The following is a 17,901-nucleotide window of genomic DNA, read 5'->3' on the forward strand; positions in this document are numbered from 1 at the left end:
GATGAGATTCCGATGAAATACCAGCAGCTCGAAAATCTTGAAAGTGGATGGAAGTGGAAATACCTGGTGAAAAAACATCGGGAGGGTGAACTGATCACGCGTCACCTTGAACTTAGCGCTGCGCAGGCCGCGGTGGATAAATTACTGGTGATGGAAAATAATCCGGTAGAGATAAACAACTGGATCAGCCAGCATATTCACCCCGACCTCGATAACCGGCTTAAGCAAACTATCCGCGCCCGGCGTAAACGTCACTTCAATGCTGAGCACCAGCACACCCGAAAAAAATCAATCGATCTGGAATATCTGGTCTGGCAGCGACTGGCAGGGCTGGCGCAACGTCGTAACAATACGCTGTCTGAAACCATCGTACAGCTTATTGAAGATGCCGAACGTAAAGAGAAGTATGCCAGTCAGATGTCAACGTTAAAGCAGGATCTGCAGGCAATATTAGGTCATCCAGGGTCTGAAAAAGAGTCCTGAGTTCACGCGATAGATTACGGATTCAGACTTCGCGATACGGGATGAGCAGCATTGACAAATTCAGGCCAAAAAAAACCCCGCATAAGCGGGGTTTTTTCATAACGGATAACTTAAGCCTGTGGCTGAGTTACCACGTCTTTGATGCCTTTAACGTCGATTTCTACACGACGGTCTGGCGCCAGGCAGTCGATCAGGGCCTTACGACCTTTCACGCTGTCACAGGTGTTGCCAGTTACTGGGTTAGATTCACCCATGCCGCGAGCAGAGATCTTGTTAGCAGGGATACCTTTAGATACCAGGTAATCCACTACTGACTGAGCACGTTTCTCAGACAGTTTCTGGTTGTACTGCTCTGAACCGATGCGATCGGTGAAGCCCAGAACAACAACTGAACCGTCTTTAGGATCCATGGAGCTCAGCTGGCTGTACAGCTGATCCAGAGCCTGCTGACCTTCTGGCTTCAGGGTTGATTTGTTGAAGGTGAACAGAACGTCTGATTTCAGAGTGAAACGCTTGGTCTGTACCACTGGCGCTGGAGCTGGTGCTGGAGCCGGAGCTGGCGCAGCAACATCATCCTGACCGAAGCGGTAAGAAACACCCAGGCTCAGCATGCCGTTGTCTGGACGAGCACCAACGGTCTGTGCATCACCGATGTTGTTAACCCACTGGTAATCCAGACGGGTTGCCCAGTTTTTGGTCAGAGCATATTCAACACCAACGGCTGCCAGTGGAGAAACACCGGTGTCGTGGTCGCTGATGCGAGTGCCAGTAGCCAGGTTCTGCTGAGTAGAGTCTGCACGCCATACCATGCCACCCAGGCGGGTATAGATGTCCAGATCGTCTGCGATTGGGTAGCTCAGTTTAGCAGCCAGCTGGATGCCCTGTGCTTTGAATGCGCCATTTACCTGGTTGCCTTTATTAGGCATACGGCCTAACCAGTCATAGCCCAGTTCGAAACCCAGGTATGGGTTAGCCTGGTAACCAGCGAACGCGCCTGCGCCCAGTTGGCTTTCATGAGTTGGACCGTCGTTGTTTTGGTAACCGTGACCGTAGTAGCCAGTGTCGTGATACTGAGACCAGCCCAGTTTAGCACCGGTGTACCAGGTGTTATCTTTTGGGGCGGCCTGCGCTACGGTAGCGAAGCCAGCCAGTGCCACTGCAATTGCGATAGCTGTCTTTTTCATTTTGCGCCTCGTTATCATCCAAATAGGCAATGAGCATAAAGGTTGCTCTTGGTTTAATCCTTCGCCGGGTCAAAACGCTCGCTTATGACTCTACCGCAAAAAACGGAGGTTATTGAGCACCCTGGCGAGATAAAGTCTACAACGAGATTGGAAACTTACAAGTGTGATGTGAGGCACTTATGTAAAAAAACAGTGTTTTATACATAAATTCTAACAATTTACCCTGAACTTCTGTGAGGCGCTTACCCCACAAAATGGGGGCTAAGCCGTTGTCATTGCTGGGGGGAGCAGAATCAGTGCCTTAGCCTTGAGCGAGATAAAAAACTGCTTGAGATAAATCTCATTTTTTACTTAATGAAACAAATCAGACTGAATTTTTAGCGAGTTTTCTGGTCTTACTGCCGTTTTGAGGGTTTCACCCGAGCGTAAAATCAGTCCCAACGCCTTTCCTTCCGCTGCTGCACGTTCAAGTTCACGACGTTCGTCCACGTCTAATTCATAAGGAATCCAGGCCAAAACCACGCTGTAATTTCCTGTGCGCAGCGCTTTGATCATCGCTTCAACGGCATTGTAACGTTCAGCATCGGCGATATGCATACTTTTCTCAAGTGGCAAACCGGCTTCCTGCATCCAGACCCGGCTCAACTTGTGCGCGGGGGTTAACCACAGCTGCCAGCGAGACTGCTGGCTTAATTGCTGAAGCAGTGGTAACAGCAGCATCTGCATCATTCCGGGTTGTTCGCTATAGCGTAATTCAGTAATCCAGCCTTTATGAGTAGCCGGAACAGAGGACGAAGCGTAACGGTGAGCAGAGCATACATTACTGGTATGTTGGGTGCGCATAAATTAATCACTCAGCAGTTGACTGTATGGATGTACAGTAATGGCATCCTGGATAAAGATCAACCTGAATTTCTGAAAACGCCTCGCAAAATTTGCATCAGCTTGTCTTTAAACGGATTTATTCATTGAACCTCTAACTGAATTTAATTATCTTCTAACTTCCTGAATAGTAAGATTTTTAGCAGGCTTTTGTTACAAGGAGGTGATGAAATGAAGAAACAGAAGCGGATAATTTTACGCTCAATACAGCAGTTGGCACCGCTGGGCAAAATTGAATCCCGTACCCAGTTCGGTGGCTACGCACTGGCTGTTGAGCGCGTGGTTTTTGCGCTGGTAAAAGAAGACGAACTCTACTTACGTGCCAGTGAAGCATTACGGGAATATGGGGCAAAGCAGCCGCTGGAACCCTTGACATTCCATAAGCGGGGTATTGCGGTAAGCCTCAACTATTTTAAGGTAGACGATCGCCTGTGGGCGCATCCGGAGCATCTGGTTCGCCTTTCTGCTGCGTCTCTGCAGACCGCCCAACGTGAGCACAATGAGCGGCTGGGTAAGGTGCGGTTAAAAGACTTACCAAACGTCAGCCTGCGACTGGAAATGATGCTGCATGAGATAGGTATTTGTACCGTCAAACATCTGCGTGAAACGGGGGCCAGGCAGTGCTGGTTAAGGCTGCGGCGCAATAATCAACACCTCGGCCTTAAAACCTTATTAGCGCTTGAAGGGGCGATTTCCGGCCATCATCATGCGGCGCTGCCACAAACCATTAAAACCGAGTTAGGCGAATGGTATCAGGCCGCACTCAGTACGCCGGAATGTAAAGAAAAAGGCCGTTAGCGCCTGTCCAGCGAGCGTCGCAGGCGCGCAATGTCGGGCATCAGGGCAACCAGCAAGCCCAACTGTTGCAAAACCAGCGGCGCACGCGGATCGGGCTCGGCGGTCAGTTGCGCGATGCGCTGCACCAGCTCAATACGCATTTTCTCTGCCCGGCTGTCGCTGACGACATCCGTCTGCAGCACATCTTCAACATAACATACTGTATCGTCTAGCAGGGCCAGCAGGGCTGGTTGGGTCACTTTGTCGCGATGAGCGCCCAGAGCGGAGATATAGCTCAGGAAGGAGTGATTCAGGCAGAGTAACTGAAATGCCGACTCCCTGAGCTTAGTGCTGGTACGGGGTTCGCTGCTCATATTTGATACCACCGATGCCAGCTCAGCATCGGCGTTGTGGGCGTCACGTCGCGCAATACGATAAGCAAGACGATTGTCTTTGCCCTGATGGTACTGCTCCATGATCGCATCAAGATAACGGCAGTTGGCATTAAGCGTGCGAGTGGCAACGGCCGGAAGCTGACGAAAACGCCAGTCAGGCCAGATAAAGCTCACGGCGAGCCAGGCCAGCGCACAGCCCAGTAAGGTGTCCACTACCCGCGGCAGCGCGACCTCAAATCCCTCACCCAGCAGATTAAAACAGAGCAGAACCAGCAGGGTGATAAACAAGGTGGCATGCGCGTATTGCACCTGGCGGAAAGCAAAGAAGAGTACGCCCGTCACGACAATCAGAAACAGCTGGCCTTCTACTGAGGGCACCAGCCACAGTAGAGGCAACCCAATGGCAATGCCAGCCAGCGTGCCGCCGATGCGCAGTGCCAGCCTGCGCTGGGTCGCGCTGTAGTTGGGCTGGCAAACGAACAAGCTGGTTAACAGAATCCAGTAGCCTCGTTCCAGACCGGTAACCTGAATGAATCCGTACCCGGTGCACATTACCACTGACATTCTGACAGCATGACGGAACAGGGCCGAAGAGGGCGTCAGGTGGCGGCTGAAGCGCAGCTTGATGTCGCTCCAGCCGCTGATCTCTTCACGTGACAGCATGTTGTCGCTGTGCTGCGGATCGTCGGCCAGTGCCTGCTCAGATTCGAGAGAAGCCAGTTGCGCATCAATCGCCTGCAGATTACGTAATAACCAAAACAGGGCCCGGGTATGCGTGGCATCCGGATGGCTATCTTCAAGGCGTTGAATCGCATTATGTAAGCGTTCAAAAACACGCTCAAAACGACTGTCATGTTCCCAGCGTTCGCGCAGTAAAACAGACCGGGCCAGTTGCCGACAGGCCTGAGCCTGCATATTCAGCAGGCGCTGAAAGCGGAACAGAATTTCGTTATAGCGCCAGTTGCCGCGCAGTAAATGATACTGGAGATGAGAAGAGCTGGCGCGTTCGTGGATATCCTGAGCAACAAAATAGTAGTGCAGACTGCGTCGGGTACCACGTGAGCCCCTGTCGCCGCGTAAGCGGCTTTGCAGTGTGGTTTTGGTCAGATTAAGCTGGGCGACCAGCTGGCTGTTCACCATTGCCGCCTCAACAAACGTGGCATCATCCTGCGCATCGGCGTCCGGATCAAACAGGTTAGCTTTGGCGTCCAGGTATTGCGCTAACTGCGAGAAACTGGCTGCCAGCTGCTCCTGAACCGGGCGAACGGGAAACATGACGTGGCCCAACAGCGTCAGCAGGTTATACCAGAGCGCGCCGACCAGCAGCAGGATGGGCTGCAGATACCACTGGGAAAACAGTCCGATGCCCAACATGGTGTAAACGGCAATCAGCAAGGCGCCGAAAGCAATGGTCGCATAGCGCTGCCCGAGGGCGCCCAGCAAAATAAAACCCCAGGTGGAGATCGCTAAACCGATAATAAAGGCCAGCGGATGGGGAAAGAGCAGTTCCACTGAAACCGACGCAACGCAAAAACACAACAGGGTAATCAGCAGATTTTTTAAACGTCCCGCCAGTCGATCATCCAGATCGGCCAGCGCGGCGGCGACCACCCCAAGCGTGAGGGGAATGGTCCATTCAATCTGCTGCAGCACCCAGGGCACTGCTGCACAGCCGGTTAAGGCGAACAGAATCCGCAGCAGGTAACGCCAGGTGCTGTTAAAAAGATACTTACGCCATCCGGACAGAATACTAATAGCGGCGGCGGGCATTGGCATCACGCGCGGCACGCGCCTCTTCCACAGAGACAACCCGACGGCCGACCGGCCACAGTGCAATAGCCGCAATCTTGAAATTCGCGATTCCCACCGGAATACCAATGATGCTGACACACTGCACAATACCGACAGAGATGTGGGACAGGCAGAGCCACCAGCCGAAGAAAATCAGCCAGAAAATATTCAGGAAGGTGCCGCCGGTGTTCATGATGTGACTTTTGCTGTCGGGACGCAGCACATCCACGTGCACCGCCTCATTGCCGAACGGAAGAAACGAGAGTTTGGTGATTTCCCAGCATGAACGCGTCAACGGCAGGGTAAAGATCAGCACAATGCTGATCAGTGTCGCGAACAGCCAACTGAGCGTGGTGAAGAAGCCACCCAATACAAAATTAAGAATATTTAAAACAGTGCGCATAACCGCTTTTCCTTTTGCACTCCGCAAGATATGTCGCAGTTTAGCGTGTTTTAAGGCTGGAGCGTCAAGAGTCTGACAGGTAAACTCCGATTACTCTTTATCTCGGTCGTTGGTGTCGGCGTGGAACTTAAAGCAACATCCATGGGCAAACGGCTTGCCCAGCATCCTTACAATCGTGTTCGCCTGTTGACCGCTGGTGTTGAAGTCAGTGGTGATAAACACGAATATCTAATTCCCTTTAACCAGTTGTCGGACATTACCTGTAAGCGTGGCATGGTCTGGGGAGAGCTCGAGTTTCTGCTGGCGGACAATAAGGTTGTGCGTTTGCATGGCACTGAATGGCAGGAGACACAACGTTTCTATCATTATCTGATGCAGGCATGGCAGGACTGGAGCCATGAGATGAGTGACGTGTGTGCCTCGGTTCTGCAGGGCCTTCGTGCTGAAATTGACGGGTTCAGTGAGCAGGACCGCTGGTTAAAACGCAGTGAGCTGCAGGCGATTAACGATCAAATTCTCAAGCAGTTTGATGCCTTGCCACTCCCGCTGTCACGCATCAACGATTTTGAGTCCTGTCGGGAAAATTGGGCATTTTGCCAACACTGGCTGCAACAGGGCGATGCCGCAATCCGTCAGCGTAACCGCGACTGGACGGCTGCGATGCTCACGCGTTATCAGGATTTCTTCGCCACGGTTGAGTCCACGCCGCTTAACGGATCTCAGGCTGAAGCCGTGGTAAACGGTGAGGATGCGGTGCTGGTACTGGCGGGCGCGGGCAGTGGCAAAACCTCTGTGCTGGTTGCCCGGGCGGGCTGGTTATTACAACGCCGACTCGCCAGCGCCGATCAGATTCTGCTGTTAGCCTTTGGCCGTCATGCTGCTGAAGAGATGAACGACCGTATCCAGAGCAGGCTACAGGCAACGGATATGCAGGCACGTACTTTTCATTCTCTGGCCCTGCACATTATCCGCGAAGGCAGTAATAAACAGCCTGTCATCAGTAAACTGGAAAGCGACGCCGCCGCGCGCCGGGCATTATTGATCGACAACTGGCGTCAGCAATGCCATGAAAAGAAAGCCCAGGCGAATGGCTGGCGGCAATGGCTGCGTGATGAACTGGCGTGGGAGGTCGGCGAGGGGCCTTTCTGGCAGGACGATCGCCTGGCTGAGCGTCTGGCACCGCGGCTTGAACGCTGGTTAAGCCTGATGCGCATGCACGGTGGTGCACAGGCCGCCATGATCGACGGCGTTCCTGAGGCGCTACGTGAGCTGTTCAGTAAACGCATCAAGCTGATGGCACCGCTGCTGAAGGCCTGGAAAAGCGCACTCAAGGAAGAGGGCGCCGTCGATTTTTCAGGGCTGATTCATCAGGCCGTAGCGATCCTGGAAAAGGGGCGTTTTATCAGCCCATGGAAGCATATTCTGGTCGATGAATTTCAGGATATTTCGCCCCAGCGTGCAGCCTTGCTCAGCGCCCTGCGCCAGCAAAACAAGCGCACTACGCTGTTTGCTGTTGGCGATGACTGGCAGGCGATCTACCGCTTCAGCGGGGCTGAAATGAGCCTCACAACGGCATTTCATCACTATTTTGGTGAGGGCGATCGCTGCGTGCTGGACACGACCTATCGCTTTAACGATCGGATTGGTGAAGTCGCAAATCGCTTCATCCAGCAGAATCCGCATCAGCTGCGCAAACCCTTAAACAGCCTGGTTAAGGGCAATAAAAAATCCATTGCCCTGTTACCGCAGGATCAGTTGGAGCCGTTGCTGAATAAGCTGAGTGGCTACGCAAAGCCCCACGAGCGGGTGCTGATACTGGCACGTTACCACTATTTGCGTCCTGACGTGCTGGATAAAGCCAAAACCCGCTGGCCAAAATTAAACATCGATTTTCTGACCATTCATGCCAGTAAGGGCCAGCAGGCAGATTACGTCATTCTGCTGGGGCTTCAGCAAGGTAAAGAAGGCTTTCCGGCGGCGCAGCGCGAGTCCATCATTGAGGAAGGCTTGCTGCCTAAGCCCGAAGCGTTTCCGGATGCGGAAGAGCGGCGACTGGCCTATGTTGCGTTAACTCGCGCGCGCCAGCAGGTCTGGTTGCTGTTTGATAAGCAGCAACCTTCGGTCTTTGTCGAGACCTTCCGCGAGCTGGACGTGCCGGTGCTGCGTAAAGCCTGAGTTATTTCAGGCGATCGGCAAGATAACGTGCATAATCCGGAATACGGACATCGACAGGCTGATCAAACAGCGGCGACTGAATGATAAAATCGGCGGTCGCCCGGTTGGTGGCGACCGGGATATTCCAGACCGTCGCCAGACGAAGCAGCGCTTTGACGTCAGGATCATGAGGAACCGCATTTAGCGGATCCCAAAAAAAGATTAGCGCATCAATTTTGCCTTCGGCAATAAATGCACCAACCTGTTGGTCTCCGCCCATTGGGCCACTCAGCATTGCATTTACGTTCAGGCCGGTGTGACGATTGATGAGATTGCCTGTCGTGCCTGTCGCATAAAGAATATGACATTCCAGCGCGGGTTGATTACGCGTCACCCAATCCAGCAGAGAGTCTTTGCAGTGGTCATGAGCGACCAGCGCGATATGTTTTTGTTTTCCAAGCGTACGTAAGGTGTATTCCATAACAGCATCCTGATGCAAAGGAGCAAAAACGCCCGTTGCAGCAGTTTACCCTGCGCCATTTCACACTATCAACTTGCCCGCAGCATTTTGACCAGATTGATGAACTGTTGACGAGTGGCCTCATCGAAACGCTGAAACCAGTGCTGAATTGACGGCGTAGTAGTTTCAACCGACCAGGCAAGATCGGCAGTAAGTTGTGCTGATGGGGAAGGGGTGGTGAGATTGGCGAACTGAGGCACCGAAGCCGCTAAGCCCATACGATTGTAACTGACCATCGCTTTTTCAACATCCGCACCAGCCGTAACCGGCAGGCGATCGCGCACGCTAAAGACCTCTTTACCCTTTTCATCAACCAGCCTGAACGCCAGTGAACGGTCAAAGTTATGTCTTTCTCGTGAATTGCTGAGCGGAGGCAGGCGGATAGCGATGCTCCTGGCTTCGGCGGTGAATGTCACGATCATCGGCACAGACTGATAGTACTGAGAAGGAGTTTTGCTGTCACCAGGCGGTTGTTCCACCCGAAACAGGAACTGATGTTGACCCCGATCCAGCTCTAAACTGTCAGCCCCTTTCAGCAGTGAGCCGGAGATCTTGCGACCGTCCAAAACCAGCAACGTGATTTGAGGATCAAGCTTTAGGGTAATAGCAGAGCAGGATGCCGAAACGAGGAGAGCAATGAACCCCGTTACAGCCATTGACAGCTTCATTTCGACTCCGGTTAAAAATGAATGGATGTAGCAAATTCTTACATTATGGCATTAAGTTTACAATTATACATATTTATTCCAGCGAAGCGGCACAATATGTATTTGCAACGCCCCGCGAGTGTGTAAAGGCTCAACTACAATGAAGAGCAGACAGAAAGGAGAAGCCCATGAATGATCAGACTATTCGCGACGTATTGACCCGCACAAAACGTATTGCGTTGGTAGGCGCCAGCGATCGCCCCGAACGCCCCAGCTATGGGGTAATGAAGTATTTGCTCGATCAGGGTTATGAAGTGATTCCGGTCAGTCCTAAGCTTGCAGGTCAGACTCTGCTGGGACAAACCGCGTATGGTTCGCTGGCAGAAGTCCCCGGAAAAATTGACATGGTCGATGTGTTCCGCAATTCGGAAGCGGCATGGGGCGTCGCGCAGGAAGCCATTGCGGTCTGTGCGGATACGCTCTGGTTACAGTTGGGCGTGATTAATGAGCAGGCTGCCGTGCTGGCGCAGGATGCGGGCATGACGGTCGTGATGGATCGCTGCCCGAAAATTGAAATCCCGCGACTGGGAATGGGGCAATAACAATAGCGGCGGCAAACAGATTGCCGCCCACTGTTAGTGACGCAAATGCGGTGCCTGGAGCTGCTGACGTACCGATGCGGCCAGTTCATCCATAGAGGGTTGCTCTGGATGTTCAGGGCTGATTTCACCGGCAAGTTGAATTTCGGCGACGTAGGTATGGACCTGACTGCCTTCTTCATCTTCCATGACCACGTGATACCAGGGCGCGCTGCGCAACGTGTCAGTTGCCCCGATCTCGTCCAGCTGTGGCTCATCTAACGCATATTCAGGATCGACATCGACAATCACACCCAGCACGCCGGATAACCGATGACGAACCTGCTGACCAATACCAAATTTACTGGCAATCATGATGACCTCCGAAAAAACTGTCCTGCATAAGAGATGGGGGCAAAGACAGTTTTTTCAAGTTACATGACGCGACAGGCAAAACCTTTCAGGTAAAGACCTTCGGGGTAGGTGGCGATCACAGGATGATCGGCAGCCTGGCGGAATTGCTCAACGAACTGGACGTCACGGCCTGCATCCAGCGCGGCATCCGCAATAATTTTCTGGAACAGGTCTGTTGCCATCAAGCCTGAACAGGAGAAGGTCAGTAACATCCCGCCTGGATTCAGCAACTGAATGGCCAGCATGTTAATGTCTTTATAGCCACGGCAGGCGCCCATCAGCTGGCTTTTGTTCTCAACAAATTTGGGCGGATCCATTATGATCAGATCGAATTTCTCACCCTCATCGCGGTAGCGGCGGAGTAGCTTAAAGACGTCATCGCGCTGGAACCGGGCACGGGACAGATCTAAACCGTTCAGTTCGACGTTTTGACGTGCCACATCCAGGGCATCCTGCGACGTATCAACGCTAATCACTTCTTTACAGCCGCCGATCAATGCCGAAACGGCAAAGCCTCCGGTATAAGAGAAGCAGTTCAGCACGCGCGCGTCTTTGGCATAGCGGCGTGTGGCATAGCGGCTGTCTCGCTGATCAAGGTAGTAGCCCGTTTTATGTCCGCCCTGGATATCTACCAGCAGCTTCATATCGTGCTCTGTGATCGGCAATAGCGCGGGAGGCTGTTCACCGGTTACGGTTCCCTGGGTCAGTTCCAGACCTTCTTTTTTACGTACTGCGACATCTGAGCGATCGTAGATAGCGCAATCTGGAAAACACTGCTGCAAGGCGGAGATAATGGCGGGCCGCTGATACTCCGCGCCGGCAGATAGCAGTTGCAGCACCAGAAACTGACCAAAGCGATCGATAGTCACGCCTGGCAGGCCGTCGGACTCCCCGGCAATCAGACGATAGCTGTCCAGGCCGTCGCGTGCAGCCAGCCAGTCGCGCCAGATTTGTGCCTGCTGAAAACGGCGGACAAAAAAAGCGATATCGACAGATTCGTCCTGCTGCCAGCTCCAGACGCGAGCGCGAATTTGTGACTGAGGTGAATAAGCGGCACGCGCCAGCCATTTACCGTTGCTGTCACAAACATCAATGGTTTCCCCTTGTTGGGCTTTCCCTTCAAGGCGGGCGACGGCCCCAGAGAAAACCCAGGGATGACGACGGAGCAGGGACTTTTCACGTCCCTTGGCGAGAATCAATCGAACTGTCATAGTTTGCTATGCTTACCTGAAAAAATGAGGCGCTATTGTCCAGTGGATAACGGCAAATTGCAACGAACAGCGGGAGAGAACCATGGCGAGCATGTGTTACAAAGCCTGGGTGCAGGGCACCGTGCAGGGCGTGGGTTTTCGCTACAGCACACAGGCGAAAGCCAACGCGCTCGGTGTGCAGGGTTATGCGCGTAATCTTGATGATGGCCGGGTTGAGGTGCTCGCCTGCGGTGAGGCAGAGCAGGTCGAGGCGTTAATCGCATGGTTAAAAGCCGGTGGGCCGCGCACGGCCCATGTGGAAAAGGTGCTGCTGGAGCCGCATCAGCCCGGCGACTTCCCCCGCAGCTTTACCACCGGTTAATTAAAGGCATTTGGCAGGCTTGGGCAGGCCAGCAATTTTTGTCGCCTGTTTGGCGGGCCCTTCAGGAAACAGCCGAAACAGGTAGCGGCTGTTTCCTTTCTCTTCGCCATACTTTTTCGCCATTGCCTTCACCAGCATACGTACGGCGGGAGAAGTATTAAATTCCAGGTAAAAGTCACGGACAAAGCGCACGACTTCCCAGTGGGCTTCCGTCATTACGATGGCCTCGTTGTCAGCAATCTGCTGTGCCAGCTCCTCGCTCCAGTCCTGGTGGTTTTTCAAATAGCCTTCGGCATCCACAGCTATTTCGTCACCCTTATAGTTCATAACGCGTCCTCATTATCATTCGGGCTGCAGTTTAGCAAAATGGCACCGCAGAAAAAGCAAAAACCCCGCCTGAGCGGGGTTCGTATCGCGCCAGCGGCGTCGATTAATTGCTGCGGGAAAAACCTAAGATGCTTAACAGGCTAACAAAGATGTTATACAGGGAAACATACAGGCTAACCGTGGCGCGAATATAGTTAGTTTCGCCGCCATGAATAATGTTGCTGGTTTCCCACAGAATGGCGCCAGCAGAGAACAGGATAAACAGGGCGCTAATCGCCAGGTGAAGAGCAGGCAACTGCAGGAACAGGTTAGCCACAACGGCCACCAGTAACACCACGAAGCCCGCCATCATCATGCCGCCCAGGAATGACATGTCACGACCTGTTGTCAGCACATAGGCGGAGCAGCAGAAGAACACCAGCGCTGTACCGCCTAACGCCAGCGCGATCACATCGCCCATTCCTGCCGTCAGAAAAGAGCTTAAGATTGGCCCCAGGCAGTAACCCAAAAAGCCCGTAAAGGCGAAGGCGGCTAAAATCCCCATTGGGCTGTCAGCCAGGCGATAGGTCAGAAACATCAGACCGTAGAAGCCCACCAGCATCAAAATTAAACCGGGTGCCGGTAATGCCAGAAGTGTACTTGCCGTGGCGGTCACCGCTGAGAAGGCGAGCGTCAGGCCCAGCAGAAAATAGGTGTTACGCAGCACTTTGTGCGTGCTGAGTAATGACTGTCGCGATGATGAAGAAACTATTCTGTCCATGTTGCGCTCCTGTAAGGCAGAACACCAAATATGCTCTGAGAATACGCAGCCCTATAAAGAGGGAAAAGCCGTTTTACCCTTCTTTACGCGTTAAGATGTTAATTCTTTGAGCAGAATGGCGATTTAGCCAACGAATAACGTGAATTTGGCTGTTTTTCACGCGAACGGATTATCGCAGGCTTTACATCTCCAGAGGGGATGTTTATAGTGCGCGTCATTGCGGAGGGGTGGCCGAGCGGCTTAAGGCAGCGGTCTTGAAAACCGCCGATGGGAAACCATCCGAGAGTTCGAATCTCTCCTCCTCCGCCACTTCATTGCCACCAGGCATGAAGAGGCAAAACAGGATAATATCATCTTGCCTTTGCAGTAGTGTTACAACCCGGAGGGATGGCCGAGCGGCTTAAGGCAGCGGTCTTGAAAACCGCCGATGGGAAACCATCCGAGAGTTCGAATCTCTCTTCCTCCGCCACATTTTACAGGCCAGCACAGTGTGCTGGCCTGTTTCGTTTTGTTTTCTCTTCTCACGCCCGTTTAAAATTCTTCCTGCTTTTCAGCGGACTGCGCGGTTTTGAACGGCATCTGGCATCTCTGCTATAGTCCATTAATTGTTTTTGCTGTTGCCTGGCGCTTTTCAGGGGCAAGCTGAGTTACACTATTCGCCACGTCGCTCTGATGCGAGCTAATCGGTTGATAGCCAGAGTGTTTTTTTACTGAATGAATGGAATAGGCACAATGATCAAGAAACTGAGTCTTTGCGCATTGTCGGTACTTGCTGCATTACCGATTGGAACGCTGGCACAGGCCGCTGACAACGATATGCAGTTACAGCAGGTGTTAATGTTCAGCCGCCATAACCTGCGTGCACCGCTTGCGGATAACGGCAGCGTGCTGGCGCAATCCACCAAAAAAACCTGGCCGGAGTGGGATGTGCCGGGTGGACAGCTGACCACTAAAGGCGGCGTGCTGGAAGTGTACATGGGTAACTATACCCGTCAGTGGCTTGCTCAGCAGGGGCTGGTAAAAAATGGCGTTTGTCCGGACAGCAACAGCGTCTTTGTCTACGCCAACAGCCTGCAGCGTACCGTGGCAACGGCTCAGTTCTTCGTAAATGGTGCCTTCCCGGGCTGTGACATTGCTGTGACTCACCAGGATGAAATGGGCAGCATGGATCCGGTATTTAATCCGGTTATTACAGACGGGAACGAAGAATTCATCAAGAAAGCGCTGGCCGGAATGACCGCTGCCAACGAAAAGCTGTCACTGAAACCCGCTTTTCAGCGGCTCGAGAAGATTGTTGACTACAAATCCTCTCCTGCCTGTAATAACAAAAAGCAGTGCGATCTGAGCAATGGCCAGAACACCTTTATCGTTGAAAACGGCAAAGAACCCGGCGTGAACGGGCCACTAAAAGTGGGCAATTCGCTAATGGATGCCTTTACGCTGCAATATTATGAAGGCTTCCCGCTGGATCAGGTCGCCTGGGGACAAATCAAAACCCCTGAACAGTGGCAGGCACTATCCGCTATTAAAAATGGCTATCAGGACACGCTGTTTACCACGCCTGAGGTTGCACGCGATGTTGCCGCGCCACTGGTGGACTACATTCGCAGCCAGCTGATCGATCAGGAAAAGTCAGACTCACCTAAAGTTACGCTGATGGTCGGGCATGACTCCAACATTGCGTCACTGCTGAGTGCGTTACAGGTTAAGCCTTATGACTTACCTGAGACCTACGAAAAAACGCCAATCGGCGGTCAGGTGGTGTTTGAACGCTGGCACGATGCGAAAAACAACAAAGATCTGCTTAAAATCGAATACGTTTATCAGACCGCCGATCAACTGCGCGATGCAGAGGTTCTGAGCCTTAAGAAGCCGCCTAAGCGCGTTACGCTTCAACTGGCGGGTTGCCCGACAGACGCTAACGGATACTGCAGCTGGGATCAGTTTGCCCAGGTGCTGAACAGCGCACTACAGGGTACGGCGCTGCAACCTGCTGCGGAAGCCCAGCCGGCACAGCCTGCGACTGCGGCGAAACCTGAGGATGCGAAAGCGGCCACGGCGGGCGATGCGGCGCAAAAGGCGGATGCTGATAAGGCGGCCGCCGACAAAGCCGCCGCGCAGAAAGCGGCTGATGAGAAGGCCAAAGCGGATAAAGCGGCTGAAGAAAAGGCTAATGCTGACAAGGCGGCTGCGCAGAAAGCCGCAGACGAAAAGGCCAAAGCAGATAAGGCTGCCGCGCAAAAAGCGGCTGATGAGAAGGCTAAGGCCGACAGCAGCGCGGCCCCGGCTGGCAGCAGCAATGCGCCTGGCAGTAATGCGCAGACCAAAGCTGAAACCGGTGAGGCGAAGCAACCCGCTACCGCCAACTGATCCTGCACAGTACCTGAAAAGAAAAAACCCCGTCGAGACGGGGTTTTTTTATTGCCGGAATCAACCGGCCTGGCCTGCAACGACCACCAGCTTCTGGTTAGCAAACTCTTTAATGCCCAGATCGGACAGTTCACGTCCATAGCCCGAACGTTTAACGCCGCCAAACGGCAGCTCAGCCGAGGTATCGCTTTGCGAGTTAATAAAGACCATGCCGGTTTCGATCGCCGATGCCAGCTTGCGGCCACGCGCAATGTCCTGTGTCCACACCGAACCGCCTAGCCCATAATGCGAATCATTGGCCAGCGCCACCGCTTCTGCGTCGTTAGCCACCACGTACATTTGCGCGACGGGGCCAAAGAACTCCTCAAAGTAAGCAGGATTGTCGCGCGTGATGTGGGTCAGGACCGTGGGCTGATAGAAGCAGCCCACGCCTGCCACGGCTTTACCGCCGGTGATCAGACGGGCACCTTTCGCCACTGCCTCATCAACCTGTTTTACCAGACGATCGCGTGCGTCGGCGGAGGAAAGGGGACCGAGCGTGGTTTTTTCATCCAGCGGATCGCCCAACGTTGCGGCATTCATTGCCGCGCTGAACTTATCGATAAAGGTATCCGCAATTTTCTCATTCAGGATAAAGCGCTTAGCGGCCGTACAAACCTGACCGCAGTTGCTCAGACGCGCCTGCACGCCCTGGCGTACGGCTTCATCCAGGTCGGCGTCCTCAGTTACCACGAAGACATCGTTGCCGCCCAGTTCCAGCGTCGATTTTTTCAGATGCTTACCAGCCTGTTCTGCGACAGCACTTCCGGCACGTTCGGAGCCGGTCAGTGCCACGCCCTGAACGCGATCGTCGGCAATCAGTTCCGCCACCTGATCGGTAGAAATGAACAGGTTAGTCCAGGCCCCTTCGGGTGCGCCGGCTTCCCTGACCAACTTCTCGAATACGTCAGCACAATGCGGGACAATGTTGGCATGCTTGGCCAGTACAGGGTTTCCCAGCGCCAGGTTGGGTGCCAGCACGCGCATTAGCTGATAATACGGGAAGTTCCAGGGCTCAACCGCCACCAGCACACCGATAGGATGATATTCAACCCAGGCTTCGCCCAGTTCACTGTCATAAGGTTGTGGCTTAAGAATGCGCTCCGCATGCTCGGCATAGTACCGCGCAATCTGGGAACAGATCTGCACTTCACCGCGGCTTTGGCCTATTAGCTTGCCCATTTCTTTACTGGCAATGGCAGCCAGTTCTTCCGCACTGTCATCAATCAGATCAGCCAGTTTTTTCAGCACCTGGAGGCGTGGCTGGATGTCGCCTTTACTCCAGTCTGAATGATAGAGGCGGTCGGCCGTTTCCAGCGCATGACTTACCGCCGCGCTGTCGTGGGAAGGCCAGCTTTTCATTAACTGGTTGTTTGCAGGGTTGATGCTTTGATAGGAAGACATAGAGTGCTCCTTGGTCAGCGATAAAAAAAGCATGGCGGGATAGCCCGCCATGCTGCTAAACGTTCTTTCGTTCTACCGTTTTGTCGTCCCAGGTAAGGACATCCTGGTTGGTTTTTTCAAATGCACGGATTAATACGTCGTCACTGCCCTGTTGCCGCCAGATTTCTTCAGCAAGGCGTTCGTCATAATTGGCGACTTCGAAAATGGCCTCGGCAATTTCAGGTGAGGTGTGACGTAAGCTGGCCCATTCGCCAACATGGTGGGCTTTTGCCTGACTATTCGACATAACGATCTCCTTCCGGGCGTTTAATCCTTAAGTTTTGCTGCCAGTCCGGCAACGTGTTCACCCTGAAAGCGGGCGATGATCAATTCTTCTTCCGTAGGCTGACGTGAGCCATCTCCTCCTGCCAGCGTGGTTGCGCCATAAGGCGTGCCGCCCCGCACCTGAGAAATGTCAAACATCTCTTTCGTGCCGTAGCCGATCGGAACGATAACCATGCCGTGATGGGCGAGGGTGGTCCAGACGGAGGTAATGGTTTGCTCCTGGCCGCCGCCTGTACCTGTTGAGGCAAAGACGCTGGCGATTTTGCCGTACAGCGCGCCGGATGCCCACAGGCCGCCTGTGCGATCCCAAAACGTACGCATCTGACCGGACATATTACCGAAACGGGTAGGTGTGCCGACAATAATGGCGTCGTATTGCGGCAATATCTCAGGCGTGGCTTCAGGCGCGGACTGTTGCGTTTTACCGCCAACGTCTGCAAAGCGGTCAGCGTCCATAGTCTCAGGAATGCGCATCACGTCTACCTGCGCACCCGGTACCTTGCGGGCGCCCTCTGCCACGGCGTTAGCCATGGTTTCAACATGTCCATACATTGAATAGTACAGCACCAGAATCTTGGCCATTGGTCTCTCCGGGGGTTATTCAACACACCCAAAAGTATAGAAGAGCTTTGAACAACTGCTGGCACGCACTCGGCCTAACGGCTTAAAAAACGCTGAAAATGGGGTTTTGTTGGGGTTAATATTCTAATTCCAGGGCGATTCTTAGCGTTTGCTATGTTTCTAAATGTAAATTTCTGCCTGAAAGCCCTGAAAGCCCTGAAAGCCCTGAAAGCCCTGAAAGCCCTGAAAGCCCTAAAAGCCCTGAAAGCCCTGAAAGCCCTGAAAGCCTGAAGGTCATCTAATTCGGGGGGTTGCA

The 17,901-nt window shown here is 53.3% G+C and carries 19 protein-coding genes and 2 tRNA genes; 8 read left to right on the plus strand and 13 right to left on the minus strand.

Annotation, left to right across the window (positions count from 1 at the left end):
• The first annotated feature begins 12 nt into the window (after window positions 1-12).
• Window positions 13-483, plus strand: coding sequence for a macrodomain Ter protein MatP (matP, locus tag DFO57_RS01775; RefSeq protein ID WP_014606174.1), 471 nt, complete (start codon window positions 13-15; stop codon window positions 481-483).
• Window positions 484-593: 110 nt separating this feature from the next.
• Here matP and ompA read toward each other — a convergent pair whose 3' ends face one another.
• Together ompA and sulA are read right to left on the minus strand one after the other, a co-directional pair.
• Window positions 594-1,667, minus strand: coding sequence for a porin OmpA (gene ompA / locus DFO57_RS01780; RefSeq protein ID WP_015700636.1), 1,074 nt, complete (start codon window positions 1,665-1,667; stop codon window positions 594-596).
• 351 nt (window positions 1,668-2,018) lie between these two features.
• The gene (sulA, locus tag DFO57_RS01785; RefSeq protein WP_013025278.1) at window positions 2,019-2,510 is read right to left on the minus strand and encodes an SOS-induced cell division inhibitor SulA; all 492 of its coding nucleotides are present in this window, start codon (window positions 2,508-2,510) and stop codon (window positions 2,019-2,021) included.
• A 210-nt stretch (window positions 2,511-2,720) separates the two neighbouring features.
• Here sulA and DFO57_RS01790 point away from each other — a divergent pair, with 210 nt between their 5' ends.
• Window positions 2,721-3,347, plus strand: a complete 627-nt coding sequence (locus DFO57_RS01790; protein WP_014593353.1) for a TfoX/Sxy family DNA transformation protein — start codon at window positions 2,721-2,723, stop codon at window positions 3,345-3,347.
• Here DFO57_RS01790 and yccS read toward each other — a convergent pair.
• Both yccS and DFO57_RS01800 read right to left on the minus strand, forming a co-directional pair.
• Window positions 3,344-5,491, minus strand: coding sequence for a YccS family putative transporter (gene yccS / locus DFO57_RS01795; protein WP_015700635.1), 2,148 nt, complete (start codon window positions 5,489-5,491; stop codon window positions 3,344-3,346). The genes DFO57_RS01790 and yccS overlap by 4 nt on opposite strands.
• On the minus strand, window positions 5,472-5,915 hold the full coding sequence (locus tag DFO57_RS01800; RefSeq protein WP_014606171.1) for a YccF domain-containing protein: 444 nt from the start codon (window positions 5,913-5,915) through the stop codon (window positions 5,472-5,474). The genes yccS and DFO57_RS01800 overlap by 20 nt, the downstream gene beginning before the upstream one ends.
• Before the next feature lie 120 nt (window positions 5,916-6,035).
• Between DFO57_RS01800 and helD the strand changes: the two genes are divergently transcribed.
• The gene (helD, locus tag DFO57_RS01805; RefSeq protein ID WP_110015010.1) at window positions 6,036-8,090 is read left to right on the plus strand and encodes a DNA helicase IV; all 2,055 of its coding nucleotides are present in this window, start codon (window positions 6,036-6,038) and stop codon (window positions 8,088-8,090) included.
• Between the two features lies 1 nt (window position 8,091).
• On the opposite strand, the gene mgsA is transcribed toward helD, so the two are convergent.
• A complete protein-coding gene (gene mgsA, locus DFO57_RS01810; protein WP_105082339.1) occupies window positions 8,092-8,550 on the minus strand; it encodes a methylglyoxal synthase in 459 nt (152 codons plus the stop codon).
• Window positions 8,551-8,618: 68 nt separating this feature from the next.
• The gene (locus tag DFO57_RS01815; RefSeq protein ID WP_014593357.1) at window positions 8,619-9,257 is read right to left on the minus strand and encodes a DUF2057 family protein; all 639 of its coding nucleotides are present in this window, start codon (window positions 9,255-9,257) and stop codon (window positions 8,619-8,621) included.
• Between the two features lie 167 nt (window positions 9,258-9,424).
• Between DFO57_RS01815 and DFO57_RS01820 the strand changes: the two genes are divergently transcribed.
• Window positions 9,425-9,838, plus strand: coding sequence for a CoA-binding protein (locus DFO57_RS01820; RefSeq protein WP_015700634.1), 414 nt, complete (start codon window positions 9,425-9,427; stop codon window positions 9,836-9,838).
• A 33-nt stretch (window positions 9,839-9,871) separates the two neighbouring features.
• On the opposite strand, the gene hspQ is transcribed toward DFO57_RS01820, so the two are convergent.
• Together hspQ and rlmI are read right to left on the minus strand one after the other, a co-directional pair.
• Window positions 9,872-10,189 (minus strand): heat shock protein HspQ, encoded by a 318-nt coding sequence (gene hspQ / locus DFO57_RS01825; RefSeq protein WP_029569851.1) that lies wholly within the window; start codon window positions 10,187-10,189, stop codon window positions 9,872-9,874.
• A 59-nt stretch (window positions 10,190-10,248) separates the two neighbouring features.
• Window positions 10,249-11,439: a 23S rRNA (cytosine(1962)-C(5))-methyltransferase RlmI gene (rlmI, locus tag DFO57_RS01830; RefSeq protein WP_013025287.1), complete on the minus strand. Its 1,191-nt coding sequence runs from the start codon at window positions 11,437-11,439 to the stop codon at window positions 10,249-10,251.
• Window positions 11,440-11,521: 82 nt separating this feature from the next.
• Between rlmI and yccX the strand changes: the two genes are divergently transcribed.
• Window positions 11,522-11,800, plus strand: coding sequence for an acylphosphatase (gene yccX, locus DFO57_RS01835; protein WP_013025288.1), 279 nt, complete (start codon window positions 11,522-11,524; stop codon window positions 11,798-11,800).
• Here yccX and tusE read toward each other — a convergent pair whose 3' ends face one another.
• Together tusE and yccA are read right to left on the minus strand one after the other, a co-directional pair.
• A complete protein-coding gene (gene tusE / locus DFO57_RS01840) occupies window positions 11,801-12,127 on the minus strand; it encodes a sulfurtransferase TusE (RefSeq protein ID WP_013025289.1) in 327 nt (108 codons plus the stop codon).
• Window positions 12,128-12,230: 103 nt separating this feature from the next.
• Window positions 12,231-12,887 carry an FtsH protease modulator YccA gene (yccA, locus tag DFO57_RS01845; RefSeq protein WP_014606165.1) on the minus strand — a complete coding sequence of 219 codons (657 nt, stop codon included), beginning with the start codon at window positions 12,885-12,887 and terminating at the stop codon, window positions 12,231-12,233.
• A gap of 221 nt (window positions 12,888-13,108) precedes the next feature.
• Between yccA and DFO57_RS01850 the strand changes: the two genes are divergently transcribed.
• From DFO57_RS01850 to agp, 3 genes are all read left to right on the plus strand, one after another.
• A tRNA-Ser gene (locus DFO57_RS01850) sits at window positions 13,109-13,196 on the plus strand.
• Window positions 13,197-13,268: 72 nt separating this feature from the next.
• Window positions 13,269-13,356: transfer RNA gene (locus tag DFO57_RS01855), tRNA-Ser, on the plus strand.
• Window positions 13,357-13,619: 263 nt separating this feature from the next.
• Window positions 13,620-15,257, plus strand: a complete 1,638-nt coding sequence (agp, locus tag DFO57_RS01860) for a bifunctional glucose-1-phosphatase/inositol phosphatase (RefSeq protein ID WP_019106206.1) — start codon at window positions 13,620-13,622, stop codon at window positions 15,255-15,257.
• A gap of 60 nt (window positions 15,258-15,317) precedes the next feature.
• On the opposite strand, the gene DFO57_RS01865 is transcribed toward agp, so the two are convergent.
• Genes DFO57_RS01865 through wrbA form a run of 3 tightly spaced genes read right to left on the minus strand, consistent with a single transcriptional unit; the run spans window position 15,318 to window position 17,606 of the window.
• On the minus strand, window positions 15,318-16,700 hold the full coding sequence (locus tag DFO57_RS01865) for an NAD-dependent succinate-semialdehyde dehydrogenase (protein ID WP_029569852.1): 1,383 nt from the start codon (window positions 16,698-16,700) through the stop codon (window positions 15,318-15,320).
• A gap of 55 nt (window positions 16,701-16,755) precedes the next feature.
• Window positions 16,756-16,986 (minus strand): YccJ family protein, encoded by a 231-nt coding sequence (locus tag DFO57_RS01870; protein WP_013025293.1) that lies wholly within the window; start codon window positions 16,984-16,986, stop codon window positions 16,756-16,758.
• Window positions 16,987-17,006: 20 nt separating this feature from the next.
• On the minus strand, window positions 17,007-17,606 hold the full coding sequence (gene wrbA, locus DFO57_RS01875; RefSeq protein WP_013025294.1) for an NAD(P)H:quinone oxidoreductase: 600 nt from the start codon (window positions 17,604-17,606) through the stop codon (window positions 17,007-17,009).
• Window positions 17,607-17,901: the final 295 nt, after the last annotated feature.

It is taken from the genome of Pantoea sp. AG702 (genome assembly GCF_003182295.1).
Classification (GTDB): Bacteria; Pseudomonadota; Gammaproteobacteria; order Enterobacterales; family Enterobacteriaceae; genus Pantoea; species Pantoea ananatis.